This window comes from Thermus sp. (genome assembly GCF_037444525.1).
Taxonomy (GTDB): domain Bacteria; phylum Deinococcota; class Deinococci; order Deinococcales; family Thermaceae; genus Thermus.
The window spans coordinates 1-21,393 of record NZ_JBBIMD010000022.1; the positions used below are offsets into that span (position 1 = coordinate 1).

Sequence of the window (21,393 nt, forward strand, 5' to 3'; positions counted from 1 at the left end):
CTTTTGCTGCCCGAGCTGGTGGTCCAGGGGCTTTTGCGGGAGCTCCATGTCCTCAGGCTTTGGCCCCCGGGGGGAGGAGGGGGGGATGGGTGTTTATGCACGGTATGCGGGAGGTGCAAGTTTTGAGGTAGGCGTCCTTGGACGTTGGGATCTCCTGCTCCGGCCTCCTCAAGGCGGTGGGCCAGCCGGGCTCCCTTCCACATCTCCTGGCCGATGGTGGTAAGCTGCATTCGTGGGGACCTCCTTCATGTTGGAGTGGTCCCCACATTTTAGTTGGGGCAGTCTCACATGTGTTTGTCCGAGCACAGGGGTATGCAGCAAACCCCCTCCTCACCTCCCCACCACCCGGTGGAAGGCGTTGAGGAAGAGGGGGAGGGCCTGGGCCCTTTCCTCCTGCTCCCTTAGGGCCTCCTCAAAGGCCAAGGGGTCCATGAGAAGGGAAGGCAGGCGGAGGAAGCCCAGGTAATAGGCCCCCGCCTGGCCGGGGTAGTGGAGGCGGGCCCGCTCCTCGGGAAAGAGGAGGGCCTCAAAGGCCTCGGGGGAGGCCCAGTAGGGGGCGTCCTTGGTCCTTTCCACGAAGGCCTTAAGGCGCAAGGGGTTGGTCCAGTAGCCGTAGCGGAGGCGCTCGTCCAGGGCCTCGAGGGCGGCGAACCGCCCCTTTCGGGCAAACTCCAACCGCCTGAGGCGGAGCCTAGCGTAGTGGGCCAAGGGAAGGATCTCCCGGGTGAGCCCCTGGGCCAGAAGGAGCCTCGAGGCCACCACGTAGTCCTGGTACTCCCGGTAAGGGTCCACCTCCTTAGGTTGCCCCAGGGGCGAGGGGTAGGATGGTGCCATGGACCGCAAGGCCTGGGTCATGCGGGCGGTGGAGGCCCTGCGCTACGCCACCTTCAGGGATATCCAGCGCTACTTGGACGAGGAGGGCGAGCCCTTTTCCAAAAAGGAGCTGGAGGACACCCTAAAGGCCCTGGTGCAGGAAGGGAGGCTGGAGGAAAAGGAGGGCCTCTTCCGCCCCGCACGGAAACGGGGGGGCGGCGAGGCCCTAAAGCGGCTCTTCGGCGAGGAGTAGCAGCTCAAGGGGCGCTGGACCCCTAGAGGCGAGGAAAAGCGAGCCTCTTTTTTGGGGCCCCCGCCGAGGCGAAAGCTTCAGCAGGGTACTTTAACGGGAGTAGTTGGGGGCCTCCTTCACCACCACCACGTCGTGGGGGTGGCTTTCAATGAGGCCGGCCATGGTCATGCGCACGAAGCGGGCCTTTCGGCGGAAGGTCTCTATATCGGGCGCCCCCACGTAGCCCATGGCGCTCCTTAGGCCCCCCACGATCTGGTAGAGGACATCGGCCACCGGCCCCTTATAGGGCACCATGCCCTCAATCCCCTCGGGGACAAGCTTCTTGGCCTCGGTCTCCCCGCCCTTCCCTGCCTCCTGGAAGTAGCGGTCCGCGGAGCCCTGCTTCATGGCCCCAAGCGAGCCCATCCCCCGGTAGAGCTTGTAGCGGCGCCCGTCCTTCAGGACCTCCTCCCCCGGGGCCTCGTCCGTGCCCGCCAGCATGCTCCCCAGCATCACCGTGTGGGCCCCGGCGGCGAGGGCCTTGGCCACGTCCCCGGTGTACTTGACCCCCCCGTCGGCGACGACGGGCACATCCAGGCCCGCCACCCCGGCCACGGCCTCGAGGATGGCCGAGATCTGGGGCACCCCCACCCCGGTGACCACCCGGGTGGTACAGATGGACCCCGGGCCGATGCCCACCTTCACCGCGTCCGCCCCCCGCTCAGCCAACGCCCTTGCCCCTTCCCGGGTAGCCACGTTCCCAGCGATGACCTCCACCTTGTCCCCGAAGGTTTCCTTCAGGTAGAGAAGGGCCTCCAGGATGCCCTTGGAGTGCCCGTGGGCGGAGTCCAAAACGAGGACGTCCACCCCCGCCTCCACCAAAGCGGCCGACCGCTCGGGAAGGTCCCGGCCCGCCCCCACCGCAGCCCCCACCAGGAGGCGGCCCTTCTCGTCCTTGGCCGCGTTGGGGTACTGCTTACGCTTCACGATATCCTTCAGGGTGAGAAGGCCCCTAAGCCGGCCGGCCTCGTCCACCAGGGGGAGCTTCTCCACCTTGTGCTTCCGCAAAAGCTCCTCCGCCTCCTCCAAGGTGGTGCCGGGGGGTGCGGTGACCAAGCGCTCAAAGGGGGTCATGACCTCGGTCACGGAGCGCTTGAGGTCGCGCTCAAAGCGGAGGTCGCGGTTGGTGACAAGGCCGAGAAGCCGCCCGTAGAGGTCCACCACCGGCAGGCCCCCGATGCGGTACTCCCGCATGAGCCTTTCCGCATCCTCCAGGGTGGCCGTGGGGGGAAGGGTCACGGGGTCTTGGACCATCCCCGCCTCCGAGCGCTTCACCTTGCGCACCATGGCCGCCTGGGCCTCAATGGGGAGGTTCTTGTGGATGACCCCAAGCCCCCCCTCCCGGGCCATGGCGATGGCCATCTCCGCCTCCGTCACCGTGTCCATGGCCGCGGAGAGGATGGGGATGTTGAGCCAAAGCCGCTTGGTGAGCCGGGTCCTGACGGAAACCTCCCGGGGGAGGACCTCGGAGTAGTCGGGAAGGAGGAGGACGTCGTCAAAGGTGAGGCCCTCATAGAGGATCTTCCCCTCGTACATACCCACCAGGCTAAAGGGGAAAGGGGGCTTCGGTCTAGGCCTCCGCCCCCCTTTGGGCCAGGAAGGCGAGGAGGCCCAAGAGGAGAAGCCCCAGGGCAAAGGGGAAGGGCTCCCCCCTCGAGGCCTGCCCCACCCCCGTGGCGAAGAGGCTGGCGAGGAGGGTGGAAAAGAAGCCCGTGAAACTTGCGGCCAGGCCCGCCACCCGCCCAAGGCCTTCCAGAGCCCGGGCCTGGGCGTTGGGGAAGGAGAGGGTGACCAGGAAGAGGATCAGGGAGAGGTGGAGCCAAAGCCCAAAAGGGCTTGGGCGGAGGGCGGTGAGGGGAAGGAAGGCGAGGGCGAGAAGGAGGGCCAGGAGGCTTCGGGCAAGGCCCAGCCCCTCCACCGTATGCCCGTTTAGGAGGTTGGCCAGGGCCTGGAGGAGGCCCGTGCCCCCAAAGGCCAGGGCAAAGGCAGGCCCTAAAAGGCCAAGCCAGCCGTAGAGGAGGGCAGCGGCGCTTAGGTAAGCGTAGAGCACCCCAAAAAGGGCCCCTAGGGCCAGGGTGTAGAGGAGGGCCCGCCGGTCCCCTAAAACGAGAAGGAGCCCCTCCCCAAGGGCCTTTAGGGCGAGGGGCCTCCGGCCCGACCGGGGCAAGGTCTCCCCAAAGCGCCAAGCCCCCCAGAGGAGGACCAGGAGGGCGAGGAGCACGGGGAAGGCGAAGGGGGCGCGGAAGCCCAAGGGGAGGAGGGCCACCCCTAGGCTAGGGGCCAGAACCGGGGCCAAGAGGAGGACAAAAAGGGCCTGGGAAAGCCTCCTCGCCATGGCCTCCCCCCGGTAGAGGTCGCGGATGGCCGCGGTGGCCACCACCCGGAAGGCCGCCCCGAAGAACCCCTGGAGGACCCTAGCCCAGAGGAGGAGGGGGAAGGTGGGGGCCCAAAGGGTGAGGCTTCCCGCGAGGAGAAAACCCAAAAGGGCGGAAAGGAGCACCGGCCGCCGCCCAAAGGCGTCTGCCAGGGGGCCAAAGAGGAGCTGGCCCAGGGCGAAACCCAGGAAGTAGAGGCTCACGAGAAGGCCGCCTTGGGCCTCGAGGACCCCGTAGTGGGCCGTGGCGGCCTTAAGGGCCGGGAGAATCACATCTATGCTGAAGGCCCCAAGGCCCATGAGGGCCCCAAGGTAAAGGGTGCGCTCCCGCTCGCTCACGAGGGGCATTATGGGGGCTTGCGGGGAAGGACGCCAAGCTGGAAGAATACCTTTCATGACCCCCTTAGAGGCCTTCCAGCTCTTGGACCTAAGGGTGGGGCGCATCCTCAAGGCCGAGCCCCACGAGAAGGCGAGGAAACCCAGCTACAAGCTCTGGATTGACCTAGGGCCTTTGGGGGTGAAGACGAGCTCAGCCCAGATCACCGCCCTCTATGGGCCGGAGGAGCTTGTGGGGCGGCTCGTGGTGTGCGCGGTGAACCTCGGGGTCCGCTCGGTGGCCGGTTTCCCCTCAGAGGTGCTGGTGCTGGGCGTGCCGGACGAGGAGGGGCGGGTGGTCCTCCTCACCCCAGAGCGGCCGGTGCCCTTGGGGGGGAGGGTGTTTTAAAGGACCCCACCGAAACGTTCGGGGGCCCTAAAAGAGGGCTTAGCCAGCTTTTTCCTTAGGGCTACATGGGGGTTTTATGGGAAGGCGCCGGGCAAGGGGGACCTCGCAAACCCAACCCCGGTAAAAGGCTAAACTTAAGGCGTGCTGGACTTAGCCACCCTTAAGGCCAAGCCCCAACCCCTTTGGCCCCGCCTAAGGTCCCACTATCGGGTGGAGGCCCTCTGAGTTTTCGGCTCGGTGGCCCGGGGGGAAGCCCGCGAGGGGAGCGATGTGGACCTCCTGGTGGCCTTTGCCCCCGGGGCAAGGGTGGGGCTCTTGGAGCTCGCCGCACTCCAGGAGGAACTGCAAGGGGCTTTAGGCGTTCCGGTGGACCTCTTGGAACTGGAGGGGCTTAAGCCCTGGTTTCGCGAAAAGATTTTAAAAGAGAGCCTAGAGGCCGCCTAGGGGGCGGGTCCATTGCTTCGGGATACCCTAGAGGCCGCGCGGGACATCGCCTCGTACATAGAGGGTTTGGACGAGGAGGCCTTTCTCAAGGGATACGAACCCTGAGGGCGGTGGCCTTCACCTGGGTCACCCTTGGGGAGGCCGTGCGGAACATCCCCGAGGAAGTGCAGGCCCTCTACCCCCAGGTTCCCTGGAAGGCCATGCGGGGGATGCGCAACTTCCTGGTCCACGAATACCCCTGGATAAACCCCAGGCTGGTCTGGAAAACCGCCCAGACGGACATCCCTAGCCTCGTTCCCCTCCTAGAGGCCATCCTGGAAGGGGTCAACGGGTCCGGGTGACCTTGGAAAGGTGTCTCGGCCGGTCGGGGTCCCCTCCCCGGGCCCGGGCCAGGACCTCCGCCAGGGGGTAGAAGGCCTGGGCCAGGAGAAGGGGGTTGAGCTCCGGAGGGAGGGCCAGGGGAACCTTTAAGGGGCTGTGGGCCAGGGCCAGGGCGTCGGGCTCCGGGGAGAGCACCAGGAGGTGGGCCCCCTTGGCCCTTAGCCCCTCCAAGGCGGAAAGGGCTCCCTCAAAAGCCTCGTCCTTCTGCACCAGGGCGAGGACGGGGAAGCCCTCTTCCAAAAGGGCCTGGGGCCCGTGGAGGAACTCCGCCAGGGAAAGCCCCTCCGCGTGGAGGGCGGCCACCTCCTTGAGCTTGAGGGCCGCCTCGAGGGCCACGGGGTAGGCAAACCCCCTTCCCAAGGCGAAAAGCCCCTCCGCGTCCTCCAGGTACTCCAGGCTCCCCTCCACCTCTAGGGCCTGGGAAAGGGCCTCGGGGAGGAGGGGAAGGGCTTCCCGCAACCGGCCCTCCCCCAGGAGATGGGCAAACAGCTGGGCAAAGGCCGCCAGCATGGCGAGAAAGCTCTTGCTGGCCGCCACCGCCTTCTCCTCCCCGGCGTGCAGGGGGAGGAGGACCTCCGCCGCCTGGGCCAGGGGGCTTCCCTCCCGGTTTACGAAAGCCACGGTGAGGACCCCAGCCTCCCGGAAGGCCCGCACCGTCTCCACCACGTCCGGGCTCTCCCCGCTTTGGCTGAAGGCCAGGAGAAGGGCGGGGTGGGGCAGGCGGGGCCTGGCCCGGTAAAGGGTGAGGACGGAAGGGGCGAAGGAAAGGGTGGGCCAGAGGAGGCGGGCCTCGAGGAGGTACTTGGCGAAGAGGGCCGCGTGGTCCGAGCTCCCCCGGGCCACGGTGAGGACCAGGGCCGGGGGGCGCCGCCGGAGGAAAGCGGCCAGGCCCTCCACCTCACCCCGGTTCTCCCGGAGCAGGCGCTCCACCACCAAGGGGGCTTCCTCGGACTCTCGGCGGAAGCGGGACGCCATACTTTTTATGCTACAACCATGCCATGAGCACCCTTCAGGTGAAGAGGGTTCCCCTAAAGCTCAAAGCCCGCCTCCTCCGCCAGGCCAAGGCCCAAGGGGTCTCCTTGAGCGAATGGGCCCTAAGGGCCCTGGAGCGGGCGGTGGAGCGGGCCGAGTGGGAGGAACGGCTAAGGGGCCGGGAGGCCACCCAGCTTGGGGTTCCGGCCAGCTTCCTCCAGGAGGAAGCCTGGGAGGAAAGGCGGGGCACCTCGTCCTAGACGCCTCCGCCGCGGCGGAAGACCTCCTCCGCACCCCCTTCGGGCTCCAGGTGGAGGCCCTGGGGGGGAACCTATTCTTTACGCCCCTGCCCTTCTGGACGCGGAGGTTCTGGCCGTCTTAAGAAAGACCGTCCCATCGGGAAGGCTTTCGGAAAAACGGGCCCAAGGGGCGGTGGAAGACCTAGGGAACTAGCCCCCTGAAGCGGGTAGACCACCGCGCGCTTTTGGAAGAGGCCTGGGACCTTAGGGAACGGGTTTCGGCCTACGACGCCCATTACGTGGCCCTGGCCCGAAGGCTTTCCGCCCCCCTCCTCACCGCCGACGGCCCCCTGGCCCGCATCCCCGGGCTTGGGGTGCCCCTCCTTCACCTCCGCCTCTAAGCCCTAGCCCCTCCCCAGAAGGGGTGGTATACTTCCACGGATGGACCGCATCATCATCCGGGGCGCGCGGGAGCACAACCTGAAGAACATCAGCCTCGAGCTTCCGCGGGGCAAGTTCATCGTCATCACCGGGGTTTCGGGCTCGGGAAAGAGCACCCTGGCCTTTGACACCCTTTACGCCGAGGGGCAGCGGCGCTACGTGGAAAGCCTCTCCAGCTACGCCCGACAGTTCCTGGGGGTCATGGACAAGCCCGAGGTGGAGAGCATCGAGGGCCTCTCCCCCGCCATCTCCATTGACCAGAAGACCACCAGCCACAACCCCCGCTCCACCGTGGGCACGGTAACGGAGATCCACGATTACCTCCGCCTCCTCTTCGCCCGGGTGGGCACCGCCCACTGCCCCGAATGCGGCCGCCCCATTGAGAAGCAGTCCGCCTCGGAGATCACCGACCGCCTCCTCACCCACCCCCCGGACACCCGGGCGGTCCTCATGGCCCCCCTGGTGCGGGGACGGAAAGGGGAGTACCGCAAGCTCTTCGCCCAGCTCTTGAAGGAAGGGTACGCCCGGGTGCGGGTGGACGGGGTCATCTACCTCCTGGAGGAGGCCCAGGGCCTGAACCTGGAGAAGTACGAGAAGCACGACATTGACCTGGTCATTGACCGAGTAGCCCTAAGGGAAGAGGAGCGCCCAAGGATCGCCGAGGCGGTGGAGCTCGCCCTCCTGCGGGGGGAGGGGCTCATGCGGGTCCTCTACCCCGATCTGGGGGAGGAGGAGCTCTTCTCGGAGAAGTTCGCCTGCCCGGAACACGGAAGTGTCCTGGAGGAGCTGGAACCCCGCATCTTCTCCTTCAACGCCCCCTATGGGGCCTGCCCTGCCTGCTCGGGGCTTGGGTACAAGCAGGAGTTTGACCCCGCCCTGGTGGTGAACCCCGAGGCCTCCTTGGCGGAAGGGGCCATCCTCCCCTGGGCCCGGGGGCGGGACACGGGGCGGAGCTACCTTTGGGAACGGCTTAGGGCCTTGGCGGAGCACCTGGGCTTTGACCTCAAGACGCCCTTTAAGGACCTGCCCGAGGAGGTCCAAAGGGCTGTGCTCTACGGCCTCCCTGAGCCTTTCCAGGTGGTCTTCCGCCGCGGGGGGAAAGAGACCTTCCGGGTGGAGGTGCACTACGAGGGGGTCATCCCCTGGTTGGAAAAGCGCTACCAGGAAGCGGAGTCCGAGGGGGTGCGGGAGGTCCTGGAGGGGTTCATGAGCCTGAGGCCCTGCCCGGCCTGCGGGGGCACGCGCTACAAGAAGGAGGTCCTGGCGGTGCGGGTGGCGGGGAAGAACATTGCCGAGGTTTCGGCCTTGCCCGTGCGGGAGGCCTTGGAGTTCTTCCGGGGCCTCGAGGAGAAGCTTCCCCCCTTCCAGGCCAAGATCGCCCACCCCATCCTGCGGGAGATCGTGGAGAGGCTCGGCTTCCTGGTGGACGTGGGTCTGGACTACCTCACCCTGGACCGGGCGGCCAACACCCTCTCCGGGGGGGAGGCCCAAAGGATCCGCCTGGCCACCCAGGTGGGCTCGGGGCTCACCGGGGTGCTTTACGTGCTGGACGAACCCTCCATCGGCCTCCACCCCCGGGACAACCAGCGCCTCATCAAAACCCTCAAGCGCCTCCAGGCCCTGGGGAACACCCTCATCGTGGTGGAGCACGACGAGGAGACCATGCGGGCTGCGGACTGGATCGTGGACATGGGCCCGGGGGCGGGGATCCACGGGGGGGAGGTGGTGGCGGAAGGCCCCCTGGAGGCCATCCTGAATAGCCCAAGAAGCCTCACCGGGGCCTACCTCCGGGGGGAGAAGCGGATCCCCGTGCCCCGGGAAAGGCGGAAGGGGAACGGAAAGTGGCTGGTCCTCAAGGGGGCCAGGGCCAACAACCTGAAGGGGGTCACCCTGAGGATCCCCCTGGGCCGCTTTGTGGCCGTGACCGGGCCCTCGGGAAGCGGCAAGAGCACCCTTATCCACGACGTGCTCTACGCCGCCCTTGCCCAAAAGCTCATGCGGGCCAAGACCGTCCCCGGGCCCTACGAGGCCCTGGAGGGCCTCGAGCACCTGGACAAGGTCATTGAGATAGACCAGTCCCCCATCGGCCGCACCCCCCGCTCCAACCCCGCCACCTACACCGGCATCTTTGACGAGATCCGCGACCTCTTCGCCAAAACCCCGGAGGCCAGGAAAAGGGGGTACGGCCCCGGCCGCTTCTCCTTCAACGTGAAGGGGGGGCGGTGCGAGGCCTGCGGGGGGGACGGGACGGTGAAGATTGAGATGCTCTTCCTCCCCGACCTCTACGTGCCCTGCGAGGTGTGCAAGGGCAAGCGCTACAACAAGGAGACCCTGGAGGTGAAGCTCAGGGGGAAGAGCATCGCCGACGTCCTGGACATGACCGTGGAGGAGGCCATGGAGTTCTTCCAAAACGTTCCCACCATCGCCCGCAAGCTCCAGCTCATGGTGGACGTGGGCCTGGGCTACATGAAGCTGGGCCAGCCCTCCCCCACCCTCTCCGGGGGCGAGGCCCAGCGGATCAAGCTGGCCACGGAGCTTGGGCGCAAGGCCACGGGCCGCACCCTCTACATCCTGGACGAGCCCACCACCGGCCTCCACTTTGACGACGTGGCCAAGCTCCTAGACGTCCTCCACCGCCTGGTGGAGGCGGGGAACACCGTGGTGGTCATTGAGCACAACCTGGACGTGGTGAAGACCGCAGACTGGGTCATCGACCTGGGCCCCGAGGGGGGGGACCGGGGCGGGGAGATCGTGGCCGAGGGCACCCCGGAGGAGGTGGCCCGTTCGGGAAGCCCCACCGGGGTCTTCCTGGCCAGGATCCCCGAGATCGCCGGGCGGATCGGGGTGGCGGCGGATTAAGTACCCCACCTAAGCTCGCGCTTCGGTGGGGGCCCCAAAGGGTTCTCCCCCTCCCGCGGGCGGGTTCTAAAGGTTAGGGACAGGAAGGAGCAGGGTGGCCGCCTCCTCTAGCCAGCGGGCGAAGGCCTTTAGGCCCCTTTGGTACATGGCCTGGCGCCTGGCCTTCTTGTCCTTGATCTCCAGGGAGGGCACCAGGCCCCAGTTGGCGTTCATGGGCTGGAAGCCCTCGGGGTTAGCCATGGCCAAGAAGCGCACCAGGGCCCCCAGCATGCTCTCCTCCGGGGGGGCGGTGGGGGGAAGGCCGAGGGCCCTTTTGGCGGCGTTGAGCCCGGCGAGGAAGCCCGTGGCCGCGCTTTCCAAATACCCCTCCACCCCCGCCAGGACCCCGGCGGCAAAGAGGCCCTCCCTTTCCTTGAACTCCAGGGTCTCCCCAAGGAGCCTGGGGGCGTTCAGGTAGGTGTTCCGGTGCATGACCCCGTAGCGCACGATCTCAGCGTTTTCCAGCCCGGGGATCATCTGGATAAGGCGCTTCTGCTCGGGCCACTTGAGGCCGGTCTGGAAGCCCACCAGGCTCCACATCCGCCCCGCCTTGTCCTCCTGGCGAAGCTGGACCACGGCGAAGGGCTCCCGCCCCGTGCGGGGATCTTTGAGCCCCACGGGCTTCATGGGGCCGAAAAGGAGGGTCTGGTAGCCCCGGCGGGCGAGCTCCTCCACCGGCACGCAGGCCTCAAAGAACTCTAGCCCCTCCCAAGGGTGGGGGGTGTGGCGCTGGGCCTCGAGGAGGGCCTCGTAGAAGCGCCGGTACTCCTCCTCGGTCATGGGGCAGTTGATGTAGTCCGCGCTCTGGCCGTAGCGCCCCGCGCGGAAGCACCTCGTGAGGTCAATGCTCTCGTAGAGGACGATGGGGCTTGCGGCATCGTAGTAGGCCAGGAAGTGGTCCCCGAAGCACCGCTTTAGGGCCTCCGCCAGGGCCTCCCCCGTAAGGGGGCCTGTGGCGAGGACCGTGATCCCTTCCGGAATCTCCCGCACCTCCTCCCGCACCACCGCCAAAAGGGGATGGGCGGAAAGCCTCTCGGTGATGTAGGCGGAAAACTCCTCCCGGTCCACGGCCAAGGCCCCCCCGGCGGGGACCCGGGCCCTATGGGCGGCCTCCATGACCAGGCTCCCCGCAAGGCGCATCTCCGCCTGGAGGAGGCCCTTGGCCTGGGTCTCCCCTTCGCCCCCCAAGGAGTTGGAGCAGACGATCTCCGCGAAGCGGCCCGTGGCGTGGGCCGGGGTCATGCGGTGGGGCCGCATCTCAAAAAGGCGCACGGGCACCCCGAGGCGGAGGAGGGTCCAGGCGGCCTCGCTCCCCGCAAGCCCGGCGCCCACCACGTTCACCCGTTCCATCCTTCCCACTCTAGCAGGGGAAAGCCCCCCGGAAAAGTGGCCTATAATGGCCCCGTGGGCCTGGCCAAGCGCATCATCCCCTGCCTGGACGTCCACGCGGGCCGCGTGGTGAAGGGGGTGAACTTCGTAAACCTTAAAGACGCGGGGGACCCGGTGGAGGCCGCCCGGGCCTACGACGGGAGCGGGGCGGACGAGCTGGTCTTCCTGGACATCTCCGCCACCCACGAGGAGCGGGCCATCCTCCTGGACGTGGTGGCCAAGGTGGCGGAGTCCGTCTTCATCCCCCTCACCGTGGGGGGCGGGGTGCGGAGCCTCGAGGACGCAAGGAGGCTCCTAAGGGCGGGGGCGGACAAGGTGAGCGTGAACTCCGCGGCCGTAAAGCGCCCCGAGCTCATCGCCGAGCTTGCCGACCACTTTGGGGCCCAGGCGGTGGTCCTGGCCATAGATGCCCGCTGGAGGGGGGACTTTCCCGAGGTCCACGTGGCGGGGGGGCGCATCCCCACGGGCCTCCACGCGGTGGAGTGGGCCGTGCGGGGGGCGGAGCTTGGGGCCGGGGAGATCCTCCTCACCAGCATGGACCGGGACGGCACCAAGGAGGGGTACGACCTGAGGCTCACGGAGAGGGTGGCCCGAGCGGTAAACGTGCCCGTCATCGCCAGCGGCGGCGCGGGGCGGATGGAACACTTCCTGGAGGCCTTTGCCGCGGGGGCGGAGGCCGCCTTGGCCGCCAGCGTCTTCCACTTTGGGGAAATCGCCATCCCGGAGCTCAAGCGCTTCCTGGCCCAAAGGGGTGTGGAGGTGCGCCTTGATTGACCTTTCCCAGGTGCGCTTTGACGAAGGGGGCCTGGTGCCGGTGGTGGTGCAGGATGCCCGTACGAGGGAGGTTCTCACCCTGGCCTACGCCAACCGGGAGGCCCTGGAGGAGACTCTAAGGACAAGGAGGAGCACCTTTTACAGCCGAAGCCGAAAGGCCCTCTGGCGCAAGGGGGAAACCTCGGGGCACGTGCAGGAGGTGGTGGAGGTCCTCCTGGACTGCGACGGGGATGCGGTGGTCTACCGGGTCCTCCCCCAAGGCCCCGCCTGCCACACCGGGGAACGGAGTTGCTTCCACCGGCCCCTCCTTTCAGGAAAGCCTCCCTTGGGCTTCGTCCTGGCCCAGGTCTACGCCACCATAGAAGAGCGCCTGAAGACCCTTCCCGAGGGGAGCTACGTGGCCCGCCTGCACCGGGAGGGGCTGGACCGCATCCTGAAGAAGATCGGGGAGGAGGCGGGGGAGGTGATCATCGCCGCCAAGAACCATAGCCCTGAGGAGCTCCGCCACGAGGCCGCGGACCTCCTCTTCCACCTCCTTCTGGTCCTAGCGGAGGAAGGGGTGGACCTCGAGGCCCTGGCGGAGATCCTCTGGGCGCGGCACCGGCCGGGCCCGGTATGATGGAACCATGGAAATTGAGCGCCGGCTAGTCCTGGAGGTGGTGCGGGTCACGGAACAGGCGGCCCTCTCGGCCAGCCGCTTCGCGGGCAAGGGGGACAAGGAGGCGGTGGACGAGGCAGGCACGGAGGCCATGCGCCGCGTCCTGAACGAACTTCCCATCCGGGGCACGGTGGTCATCGGGGAAGGGGAGATGGACGAGGCCCCCATGCTCTACATCGGCGAGGTCTTGGGCCAGGGGGGGGTGGAGGTGGACATCGCCGTGGACCCCGTGGAGGGCACCACCACCGCGGCCAAGGGCCTCCCCAACGCGGTCACCGTCATCGCCATCAGCGAAAAGGGCGGGCTCTTCCACGCCCCCGACATGTACATGGAAAAGCTCATCGTCCCCCCACCCGCGGCGGGCCTGGTGGACCTCACCTGGCCCGTCTCCGCCAACCTCAAGGCCCTGGCCCTGGCCCTGCAGCGGTCGGTGGAGGACCTGGTGGTCGTGGTCCTGGACCGGCCCCGGCACGAACGGCTCATCCGGGAGATCCGTGAGGCCGGGGCCCGGGTCAAGCTCATCTCCGACGGGGACGTCATCGCCGCCCTGGCCGCAGCCATCCGGGGCACGGGGGTGCACGCGGTGATGGGGGTGGGCGGGGCCCCGGAAGGGGTTCTGGCCGCCGCCGCCCTAAAGTGCCTCGGGGGGGAGATCCAGGCCCGCTTCACCCCCCAAAACGAGGAGGAGCGGGCCCGCCTCCGGGCCATGGGGGGAGACGAAGGGCGGGTCTACCGCACGGAGGACCTGGCCCCGGGGCGGGAGATCGTCTTCGCCGCCACCGGCATCACCGACGGGGATATCCTCCAAGGGGTGCGCTTCTTCGGCGGGGGCGCCCGGACCCACTCCATCGTCATGGGCCACGCCACCCGGGTGGTGCGTTTTATAGATTCCATTCACCTTTTTGAGACGGGGGCCCGGGTGACCATCCGGGTTTAATAAACTGAAGGGGTGCCCAAGGGATACCGGGAAGACGAAGCCTGGCGGCTGGCTCTGGATTTCTTTGGGGGGGACGAACTGCGGGCCGGGGTGTTCCTCGGCCGCTACGCCCTTCGGGATGAGGAGGGCCGCCTTCTAGAGGCCACCCCCGAGGAGCTTTGGCAAAGGCTCGCCCTGGGGGTGGCCCGGGTGGAGCGGGGGGCAGAAGGGGAGGTGCTGAGGCTCCTGGCGGACTTCCGCTTCGTCCCCGGGGGGCGGATCCTCTTTGGCCTCGGGAACTGGCGGAAGAGCACCCTCTTCAACTGCTACTTCATCCCCATCCGGGAAGACTCCGTGCGGGGCATCGCCCGCTTTTTGGAAGAGGCCATGCGCACCTTCGCCTACGGGGGCGGGGTAGGCACCAACGCAGACGTCCTCCGCCCTCGAGGGGCCAAGGTGGGCAACGCCGGGGTGGAAAACTCGGGGGCGGTGAGCTTTTTAGAGCTCTTCTCCACCCTGGCGGGGGTCATGGGGTCAAGCGGCGGCCGGCGGGGAGCCCTCATGCTCACCTTCTCCGACACCCACCCCGAGCTCCCCGCCTTCATAGAGGCCAAAACCGATCCCGAGAGGCGGCGCATCCGCCACGCCAACCTCTCCGTGCGGGTTACGAACGCCTTCCTCGATGCCGCCCTGGCAGACAGCCCCTGGACGCTACGCTTCACCACGCCCCGGGAGGAGATCCGGAAGGTGGTGGAGGCCAAGGAGGTGTGGCAGGCCCTGGTGGAAGCCGCTTGGAAAAGTGCGGAGCCTGGCCTCCTCTTCTGGGACCGGATCCGCACCTGGGCCACGGCCCAGTACGGGGGCCTCGAGGTCCAAGGGGTGAACGTCTGCGGGGAGGTGCCCATGGAGCCCTACGGGGCCTGCAACCTGGGGAGCCTGAACCTGGCGGCCTTCGTCCGGGCCCCCTTCACCCCTAAGGCCCGGCTGGATTTCGCCGCCCTGGAGGAGGCCGCCATGGGGGCGGTGCGCTTCCTGGATGCCATCGTGGACCTGGGCAAAAACCGCCACCCCCTCAAGGCCCAAAGGACGGCCTCCTTAAGAAGCCGCCGCATCGGGCTTGGGGTGATGGGCCTGGCGGATGCCCTGGCCATGCTGGGCCTCCCCTACGGCTCGGATGAGGCCCTGGCCCTGGCGGAAGAAACCCTGCGGCGCATCAAGGAGGCCGCCTACTGGGAAAGCACCCGCCTGGCGGAAGCCAAGGGGGCCTTCCCCGCCTTTGACCCCAGGGCCCACCTCCAAAGCCCCTTCATCCAGGCCCTGCCCGAACCCCTCCTCCTGGGGGTGGAAAAGGGGCTCCGCAACGCCGCCCTTCTCTCCATCGCCCCCACGGGCTCCATCTCTCTCCTGGCTGGGGTGACGAGCGGGATAGAACCCATCTTCGCCCTCACCTACCTCCGGCACGCGGGGGGGCAGGTTTACCTGGCGGAGCACCCCCTTCTGAAGCGCTATCGGGAGGCGGGCGGAAAGGGCCTTCCGGACTGGCCCACGGCCCACCAGGTGGATCCCTTCCGGCGGGTGCGCCTCCAGGCGGTGCTTCAGCGGCACGTGGACCAGAGCATCTCCTCCACGGTGAATCTGCCCCGGGAAACCCCCAAGGAGACCGTGGAACAGCTCTTCCTCGCAGCCTGGAAGGAGGGGTGCAAGGGGATCACCGTCTTCCGGGAAGGTAGCCGGGAAGAGGTCATAGAGCCCCTACCCCCCTTGGGCGTGTGCACCTTCTGCCAGGCCCCATGACCCGCTACCGCATCGCCACCCGCCCCCACCTCCCCTACCCCGGGGAGCGCCTAGCCCGGAGGAAGGGCACCGGAGGGGAGTTCTACGAGCTCCGCCCCTACGCGGAAGGGGACGAGGTGCGCCGGGTCCACTGGCGGGCCTACGCCAAGACGGGCCGGCTCTACACCCGGGTGGAAACCGCCCCCGAGCGGGCCCGCTTCCGCTTTTTCCTGGACGAGAGCGAAAGCATGCGCCTCCACGGGAAGCTCCCCTACGCGGAGGAGGTGGCCCGCCTTCTCCTCAAGATCGCCCGCCAGGAAGACGCAAGCGCCCGCCTGGAACGGGGCCCCCTCACCGCCTTAAGGCCGGGAAGGGGGGTTTTGGTCCTCCTCACGGACGGCCTGGACCCCCTGCCCTGGGCCCGCCTCCTTCCCCGGCGGGTGGTCCTGGTCCAGGTGTTGGCCCCTCCGGAACTCAGCCCCCCCTTCCGGGAGGCCCTCCTCCAAGACGTGGAAACGGGAGAGAGCCTGGCCGTGGGGCCGGAGGAGGTGGCGGGCTACAAGGAGGCCCTGGCCGAGCACCTTAAGGCCCTGCGGCGCCTGGCCTTAAGGCGGGGGCGGTACGCCCTCCTACGGGTGGGGGAGGCCCCCCTTCCCAGCCTGGTGCGCCAGGGCGTCCTGGAACTCCTCTAAGCCCAGGGCCGAAAACCGGCCAGGGTCCACGCCCCCTTCCCACCCCGCTAGGCGCCGGTAGGCCTTAAGGGCCTCCTGGAAGGCCTCGGGGTCCAGCCGGGCCTCGAGGTTCCCTTTCCGGAAGGGCTGGAAGAAGCGCTCCGGCAGGCGGTCCTCCTCTGGCCCGATGCCCTCCCGCAGGTTGAAGAGCCGGGTGAGCTGTAGGGTCCTTTCCCCCACCTGAAGCATCTCCTCGGGGGAAAGGCGCCAGCCGGTGGCGGCGTAAACCGCCTCCTGCCACTCCTCTGGGGTCCAGGGGACGAAATCGCAGAGGACCAGGCTGTTTACGAAGCCCCGCTCCCGGGTCTTGGCCCAAAGCATCCGCACCTTGGCCTCGGAGAGGTCCTCCACAGGCAAGGGTGCGAAGTCCTCCCCGTAGAAGCGGAGCTCCTTCAGGGCCCGGCCCTCCTTGGCGAAGGCGGTATCGTGGAGGTTGTGGTTGTGGTCGGCCCCCGTGGGGCTCACCGCGTACCCCACCCCTAGGGCGCGCTTGTACCGGGGGTCGTGCATGGGCACCTCCTGGCCCTTCACGTGCATGGCGAGCTCCGGGTGGCCCAGGATCTCCGCAAGCCGCTTGGCCCCCTGGGCCAGAAGTTCCCCCAAACGCCCCTCCTTCCGGACGAGCCTCTCTATGGCGGCGATGAGGACATCCCCGTTGCTAAAGCGTAGGCCCAAGCCCTCATCGTCCAGATAGCCCTTTTCCACCGCCTCCATGGCGCAGGCGATGGTCACCCCCACCCCGATCACGTCCAGACCGTACTGGTTGCAGAGGGTGTTGGCCTTGGTCACCGCATAGGGATCGGTGACCCCGCAGGTGGAGCCCAAAGCCCCCAGGCCCTCGTACTCCGGCCCCCCGTACTCGGGGCGCACATCGTAGCGGCCCGTGCCCTCAATGCGCACCACCTGCTTGCAGCGGATGGCGCAGGCGTAGCAGGTGTCCCGGCCGATGCGGATGCCTAGGGCATCCAGGCTGGTGCCATCCAGGGCCTCGGCCCCTTCCAGGTACCCGTCCAGGAAGTTGTGGCTGGGGAGGACCCCCCGGAGGTTAAAGGGCTTCACCGTGCCCACGGTGCCCATGGTGACCAGGCCCGCGGCCCGCTCCATGCGCTCCTCTACCATGCGCCGGGCCAGGCGCTTTAGGAGCTCGGGGTCATGGTAGGCAGGCCGGCTGGTGGGCCTGGCCCGGGCGGAGACCGCCTTCAGCCCCTTGGCCCCCATGACCGCTCCCAGCCCCCCCCGGCCGGCGAAGTGGGCCAGGTCGTGGATGACGTTGGCGGTGAGCACCCGGTTCTCCCCCCCAAGCCCGATCTGGGCCACCCGGGTGGTGGGCCCGTGGGCCTCCTTGAGGAGGGCCTCCACCTCCAAGGGGTCCTTGCCCCAAAGATGAGGGGCGGGGTGGAGATGCACCTCGCCCCCCTCCACGTGGAGGTACACGGGACCTTCCGCCCGCCCCAGGACCACCAGGGCGTCCAGGCCGGCGTTTTTCAGCTCTGCCCCAAAGAAGCCGCCCCCCTCCGCATCCCCATACCCCCCAGTGAGGGGGCTCTTGGCGGCCACGGTGTTGCGGCCGGAGCCGGAAATGGGGGTGCCGGTGAGGACCCCGGGGGCGAAGATCAGGGCGTTTTCTGGGCCCAGGGGGTCTGCTCCCGGGGGCACGTGCTTGAGGAGGAGGTAGGCGGAGAGGGCCCGCCCCCCCAGGTACCGGCGCCAGAAGGCCTCTCCGTAGCGCTCGTACCAGATGCGGCCTGTGGAAAGGTCCACGAAGGCCACGCGGTCGTGGTAGCCCTTGGGCATGGCCTAAGTATACGCCCCGGCGCAAGGGGTCTTGCGCCGGGGCTAAGGGTCCTTGGCCTTAGCGGGTCTTGCCGGAAAGGAGGTCCTCCGCCAGCTTCTGGGCCTTGTCCAGGGCGGTCTTGGGATCCACCCCGTTTAGGATGGCCTCCTTGATGGCCTGGCCCAGGATGTCAAAGCGGATCTGCTCCCACTCCGCCAGGGCGGGCTCCAGCTTGGCGTAGCGGGACTGGCGCACGATGGTGGCGAAATCGGGGTTCTCCGCCACGTAGCTCTGGTATACGGGGTCCTTGAGGGCAGCCTCGGTGACGGGCACATACCCCGTGGCCGTGGCGAAGACCGCCTGGGCCCGGGGGCTGATGACGAACTGGAGGAAGTCCTTGGCCACCGCCTGGGTCTCCTTGGGGCTATTACGGAAAACCACCAGGTTGGTCCCCTGAACCAGGCCATACCCGGGCTGGCCCACTTTCCTTCCAGGCAGGGTGGCCACCCCCAGGTCAAACTTGGCCCCCTGGCGGTAATAGGTGTAGCCCGCGGAGGTGTCCACGCTGAAGGCGTAGGGCCCCGCGCCCAGGTTCTGGTTGATGTAGCCGGAGGTGATGGCCTTGGCCCAGCCCTCCTTCACCCCCCGCTGGAGGAGGCTTAGGGCTTCCACCGCCTCCTTGGAGTTCAGGACCAGGCGGCCCCCCTTCAGGTACTCCCCACCCAGGTTGAAGAAGAAGTAGGCGAAGGTGGAGGCGTCGGGCTGGAACCAGTAGACCGGGCCCCCCTCCGCCTGAGACAGGCGGCGGCTTAGGGCCACGAGCTCCTCCAGGGTGGCCGGAGGCTTGGCCTTGTGCTTGCGGAGGAGGTCGGCGTTGTAGTAGAGGACCTGGATGCTCTTGTTGAAGGGCACCCCGTAGACCAGGCCCCCAAAGCGGACCCCGTTCAGGAAGGTGAGGTTCACCCCCTGGAGACGGACGCCCAGGGTTTCAATGGGGAGGAGGGCCTGGGCCTCGAGGTAAAGGGCGATGTTGTTCTCGTAGGCCTGGGCCATGGTGGGCACATTGCCCGCGGCGAAGGCGGCCTTGATCTTGGTGGAAAGGTCCCGGTAGCCCCCCTGGGGCACCGGGCGGACGCACCGGCCCTGCTGGGTCTTGTTGAACTCCAGCACCAGGTTCTCCAGGGCGGCCTTGGGGGCCCCGCCGGTAAAGCCGTGCCAAAGCTCGGCCACCACCTTGGCCTTGGCGCACTGCTCCTTGATCGCGTCCTCGGGTTTGGCCCCCTGGGCCAGGGCCAGGCTCAACACCGCCGGGAGAAGAAGCCAACCTTTCATAGACACCACCGCCCCCAGTCTACCCTGAACCCGGTCAGATGGGCGTCAAGGCCAGGGTAGCCCAGCGGGTCATTTGAGCCCCGAGCGGGCGATGCCCTCGGTGAACTGGCGCTGGGCCAGGAAGTAGCCCAGGATGACCGGTAGGATGACGAAGGTGCTTGCGGCCATCAGGGCCCCGTAGTCCGAGCCCGCCTCCTGGACAAAGGCCTGAAGCCCCAGCTGCACCGTGCGCATCTCCGGGCGCTGGGTAACGATAAGGGGCCAAAGGAGAGCATTGTAGGCCCCAAGGAAGGTGAAGATGCCGTAGGAGATCATGCCCGGCACGGCCAAGGGCAAGGCGATGCGGAAAAGCTGGGTTAAGGGCCCTGCCCCGTCTATGCGGGCCGCGTCAAAGAGGTCCTGAGGAAGAGAAAGGAAAAACTGCCGCAGGAGGAAGACCCCAAAGACCGAGGCCAACCAAGGGACGATGAGGGCGTAGTAGGTGTCCAACCAGCCCAGCCGGGCCAGAAGGACGTAGTTGGGGATGAGGAGGACCTCCCCCGGCACCATCATGGTGGCCAGGATGAGGACGAACACCCCCTCCTTCCCGGGAAAGGGGATGCGGGCCAGGGCAAAGGCCGCCAGGGCCGCCAGGAAGAGGCCCACCGCCACCTGGGTGAGGGCGGTGAAGAAGCTGTTGAAGAAATAGCGGCCCCATGGGGCAGCCCGCCAGGCCTCGAGGTAGTTGTGGAAGACATACCCCAAGGCCCCGGGGGCGATGTTCACCCACTCCAGCCGCCAGAACTCCCCCTGGGAGCGCAGGGCATCGGGAGGGAGGGGGGGATCGAGGGGCAACGCCTTGGGCCAGAGGACCACCAGGGGTAGGACCCCGAAGGTCTCCTCCGTGGTGTTTTGGAGGCGGATGCGCCAGGCCCCCTCCCCATACGCCACCTCCACCCGGGTCCCCTCCGCCCGGGGGTCCACGAAGGCCCCCGGGGTCCGGGGCACGAAGGCCCGGGGGGCCTCCTCCCCCTCTGGGGCCGGGAAGCGGAGCTCGAGGCTCCGCCCGGGGCCCACCCCCCCCCAAAGGGGGCTATCCCCCAGCCTGGCCGCCTTGAGCCAGTTCTCTGGCTTCATCCGCTCAGGCCACCAGATGGGCTTTGCCTGAAGGGCCTCCTGCGGGCTTTTGAGGCTGGTGGCCAGCATCCAGTAGAAGGGGAAGGCCATGATGACCCCCCCGAAGAGGAGAAGGGCGTGCACCAGGAAGGTGCCCAGGCTACGCCCCATAGTGCACCCGCCTTTCCAGGATCCGGCGCTGGAGGAGGGTCAGGGCCAGGATGAGGAGGAAGGTGAGGGTGGCGATGGCGCTGGCGTAGGAGAAGTCCGCATCCCTAAAGCCCTTGTTGTAAAGATAAAAGGCCACGGTGAGGGTGTCCTGCAAAACCCCCCCTGTGGGGGTGAGGACGTAGACCTGGGTGAAGACCTGAAAGGCCCCGATGAGGCCTAAGGTTAAGAGGAAGAAGAGGGTGGGGGAAAGGAGGGGCCAGGTGATGTGGCGCTGCTTTTGCCAAAAGCTCGCCCCGTCCAACTCCGCGGCCTCGTAGTACTCCTTGGGGATGCTCTGAAGCCCCGCCAACAGGATGACCACCTGGTACCCCAGGAAATGCCAAAGGCTCATGACCATCACCGCCAAAAAGGCCAGGCTCGGACCCGCAAGAAAGCCCTGGACCTCGAGGCCCAAGGGCTCCAACAGGAAGGCGAAGACCCCCTTGGGGGTGTTGAGCCAGTCCAGGCCCGGGGTGCCCAAAAGCCAGTTCAGGAAGCCAAACCCGGGGTGGTAGATCCAACGCCACACCGCAGCGGCCGCGGTGAGGGCGGTGATGTAGGGCAGGAAGAAAAGGGTCCGGTAAAGGCCCTGGAAGGCGATGCGCAGGTTTAGAAGGATGGCCACCCCCGTGGCCAGAAAAAGCCCGGTAGGCACGGTGAAGAGCACGTACCAGAAGGTATTGCCCAAAGCCCGCCAGAAGAGGGGGTCCCGGAGGAGGATGGCGTAGTTCTCCAGGCCCGCGAACTCCGCCTTCCGCAGGAAGTTCACCTTCTCAAAAAGGCTGAGGTAGAAGGCGTAAAGGGTGGGAAAAACCTGCCAGATGAGGAGGAGGGCCAAAAAGGGCCAGACGAAAAGCCACCCGTAAAAGGCCCCCTGATCCTTCTCGGGAAGGCGGTGGCCCTCCAGGAGGAAAAGGGCCAAAACCGCCAGCACCGGCGCCCAGGGCCAGGCCCAGGCGAAAAGCCCAAGGAGGAGAAGGGCGTACCGCCCCCCCCAGCGCAGGCCCCAAAGGGCCACGGTCCCATAGAAGCCCAGGGCCAGGTACTCCCCCCAAAGGGGAAGGAAGCCCAGGGCCCGGGCGTGGGCCGCCAGGGTGAGGAGCACACCAAGCCCAAGGGCAAGGGGAAAAGGATAGAACCGCATCCCGGGAAAGTATACCTAA

General features: G+C 67.5%; 21 protein-coding genes and 1 pseudogene. 13 read left to right on the top strand and 9 right to left on the bottom strand.

What is annotated here, in order from left to right; all coding sequences use genetic code 11:
• Positions 1–126, top strand: a pseudogene (locus WKI94_RS05030) (transposase); the annotation flags it as partial.
• Positions 127–330: 204 nt separating this feature from the next.
• Here WKI94_RS05030 and WKI94_RS05035 read toward each other — a convergent pair.
• Positions 331–792, bottom strand: coding sequence for a hypothetical protein (locus WKI94_RS05035; RefSeq protein WP_337844683.1), 462 nt, complete (start codon positions 790–792; stop codon positions 331–333).
• A 40-nt stretch (positions 793–832) separates the two neighbouring features.
• Here WKI94_RS05035 and WKI94_RS05040 point away from each other — a divergent pair, with 40 nt between their 5' ends.
• The gene (locus WKI94_RS05040; RefSeq protein WP_337844684.1) at positions 833–1,066 is read left to right on the top strand and encodes a hypothetical protein; all 234 of its coding nucleotides are present in this window, start codon (positions 833–835) and stop codon (positions 1,064–1,066) included.
• Positions 1,067–1,156: 90 nt separating this feature from the next.
• On the opposite strand, the gene guaB is transcribed toward WKI94_RS05040, so the two are convergent.
• Together guaB and WKI94_RS05050 are read right to left on the bottom strand one after the other, a co-directional pair.
• Complete coding sequence (gene guaB / locus WKI94_RS05045) at positions 1,157–2,641, bottom strand: IMP dehydrogenase (protein WP_337844685.1); 1,485 nt, start codon at positions 2,639–2,641, stop codon at positions 1,157–1,159.
• A gap of 34 nt (positions 2,642–2,675) precedes the next feature.
• On the bottom strand, positions 2,676–3,818 hold the full coding sequence (locus WKI94_RS05050; RefSeq protein WP_337844686.1) for an MFS transporter: 1,143 nt from the start codon (positions 3,816–3,818) through the stop codon (positions 2,676–2,678).
• A 55-nt stretch (positions 3,819–3,873) separates the two neighbouring features.
• On the opposite strand from WKI94_RS05050, the gene WKI94_RS05055 reads away from it, so the two are divergent.
• The 3 genes from WKI94_RS05055 to WKI94_RS05065 all read left to right on the top strand — a co-directional run bounded on the left by WKI94_RS05055 (position 3,874) and on the right by WKI94_RS05065 (position 4,988).
• The gene (locus tag WKI94_RS05055; protein ID WP_337844687.1) at positions 3,874–4,203 is read left to right on the top strand and encodes a tRNA-binding protein; all 330 of its coding nucleotides are present in this window, start codon (positions 3,874–3,876) and stop codon (positions 4,201–4,203) included.
• 237 nt (positions 4,204–4,440) lie between these two features.
• A complete protein-coding gene (locus tag WKI94_RS05060; protein WP_337844688.1) occupies positions 4,441–4,647 on the top strand; it encodes a nucleotidyltransferase domain-containing protein in 207 nt (68 codons plus the stop codon).
• An 11-nt stretch (positions 4,648–4,658) separates the two neighbouring features.
• Positions 4,659–4,988, top strand: coding sequence for a HepT-like ribonuclease domain-containing protein (locus tag WKI94_RS05065; RefSeq protein WP_337844714.1), 330 nt, complete (start codon positions 4,659–4,661; stop codon positions 4,986–4,988).
• Here the strand turns inward: WKI94_RS05065 and WKI94_RS05070 are convergent.
• Entirely contained in the window at positions 4,972–6,003 is a 1,032-nt protein-coding gene (locus WKI94_RS05070) for an SIS domain-containing protein (protein ID WP_337844689.1), read from the bottom strand. The two genes, WKI94_RS05065 and WKI94_RS05070, sit on opposite strands and share 17 nt — an antisense overlap.
• A 23-nt stretch (positions 6,004–6,026) precedes the next feature.
• On the opposite strand from WKI94_RS05070, the gene WKI94_RS05075 reads away from it, so the two are divergent.
• From WKI94_RS05075 to uvrA, 3 genes are all read left to right on the top strand, one after another.
• The gene (locus WKI94_RS05075; RefSeq protein ID WP_337844690.1) at positions 6,027–6,260 is read left to right on the top strand and encodes a toxin-antitoxin system HicB family antitoxin; all 234 of its coding nucleotides are present in this window, start codon (positions 6,027–6,029) and stop codon (positions 6,258–6,260) included.
• Positions 6,261–6,484: 224 nt separating this feature from the next.
• A complete protein-coding gene (locus tag WKI94_RS05080) occupies positions 6,485–6,640 on the top strand; it encodes a type II toxin-antitoxin system VapC family toxin (protein ID WP_337844691.1) in 156 nt (51 codons plus the stop codon).
• A gap of 40 nt (positions 6,641–6,680) precedes the next feature.
• Complete coding sequence (gene uvrA, locus WKI94_RS05085; RefSeq protein ID WP_337844692.1) at positions 6,681–9,539, top strand: excinuclease ABC subunit UvrA; 2,859 nt, start codon at positions 6,681–6,683, stop codon at positions 9,537–9,539.
• Between the two features lie 66 nt (positions 9,540–9,605).
• Here the strand turns inward: uvrA and trmFO are convergent, their stop codons facing one another.
• Positions 9,606–10,928, bottom strand: a complete 1,323-nt coding sequence (gene trmFO, locus WKI94_RS05090; RefSeq protein WP_337844693.1) for a methylenetetrahydrofolate--tRNA-(uracil(54)-C(5))-methyltransferase (FADH(2)-oxidizing) TrmFO — start codon at positions 10,926–10,928, stop codon at positions 9,606–9,608.
• A 54-nt stretch (positions 10,929–10,982) separates the two neighbouring features.
• Between trmFO and hisF the strand changes: the two genes are divergently transcribed.
• The 5 genes from hisF to WKI94_RS05115 are packed head-to-tail and all read left to right on the top strand — an operon-like array spanning position 10,983 to position 15,780.
• Entirely contained in the window at positions 10,983–11,741 is a 759-nt protein-coding gene (gene hisF, locus WKI94_RS05095) for an imidazole glycerol phosphate synthase subunit HisF (RefSeq protein ID WP_337844694.1), read from the top strand.
• Positions 11,737–12,360, top strand: a complete 624-nt coding sequence (hisIE, locus tag WKI94_RS05100) for a bifunctional phosphoribosyl-AMP cyclohydrolase/phosphoribosyl-ATP diphosphatase HisIE (RefSeq protein WP_337844715.1) — start codon at positions 11,737–11,739, stop codon at positions 12,358–12,360. Before hisF ends, hisIE begins: the two co-directional genes overlap by 5 nt.
• Before the next feature lie 7 nt (positions 12,361–12,367).
• Positions 12,368–13,336, top strand: coding sequence for a class II fructose-bisphosphatase (gene glpX / locus WKI94_RS05105; RefSeq protein WP_337844695.1), 969 nt, complete (start codon positions 12,368–12,370; stop codon positions 13,334–13,336).
• Positions 13,337–13,348: 12 nt separating this feature from the next.
• Positions 13,349–15,109 (top strand): adenosylcobalamin-dependent ribonucleoside-diphosphate reductase, encoded by a 1,761-nt coding sequence (locus WKI94_RS05110; protein ID WP_337844696.1) that lies wholly within the window; start codon positions 13,349–13,351, stop codon positions 15,107–15,109.
• A complete protein-coding gene (locus tag WKI94_RS05115; RefSeq protein ID WP_337844716.1) occupies positions 15,106–15,780 on the top strand; it encodes a DUF58 domain-containing protein in 675 nt (224 codons plus the stop codon). Before WKI94_RS05110 ends, WKI94_RS05115 begins: the two co-directional genes overlap by 4 nt.
• On the opposite strand, the gene WKI94_RS05120 is transcribed toward WKI94_RS05115, so the two are convergent.
• The 4 genes from WKI94_RS05120 to WKI94_RS05135 all read right to left on the bottom strand — a co-directional run bounded on the left by WKI94_RS05120 (position 15,718) and on the right by WKI94_RS05135 (position 21,374).
• Positions 15,718–17,613 (bottom strand): aldehyde ferredoxin oxidoreductase family protein, encoded by a 1,896-nt coding sequence (locus WKI94_RS05120; protein ID WP_337844697.1) that lies wholly within the window; start codon positions 17,611–17,613, stop codon positions 15,718–15,720. The two genes, WKI94_RS05115 and WKI94_RS05120, sit on opposite strands and share 63 nt — an antisense overlap.
• A 58-nt stretch (positions 17,614–17,671) precedes the next feature.
• On the bottom strand, positions 17,672–18,925 hold the full coding sequence (locus tag WKI94_RS05125) for an ABC transporter substrate-binding protein (RefSeq protein ID WP_337844698.1): 1,254 nt from the start codon (positions 18,923–18,925) through the stop codon (positions 17,672–17,674).
• A 69-nt stretch (positions 18,926–18,994) separates the two neighbouring features.
• Positions 18,995–20,191 (bottom strand): carbohydrate ABC transporter permease, encoded by a 1,197-nt coding sequence (locus WKI94_RS05130; protein ID WP_337844699.1) that lies wholly within the window; start codon positions 20,189–20,191, stop codon positions 18,995–18,997.
• Complete coding sequence (locus tag WKI94_RS05135) at positions 20,181–21,374, bottom strand: sugar ABC transporter permease (RefSeq protein ID WP_337844700.1); 1,194 nt, start codon at positions 21,372–21,374, stop codon at positions 20,181–20,183. The genes WKI94_RS05130 and WKI94_RS05135 overlap by 11 nt, the downstream gene beginning before the upstream one ends.
• Positions 21,375–21,393: the final 19 nt, after the last annotated feature.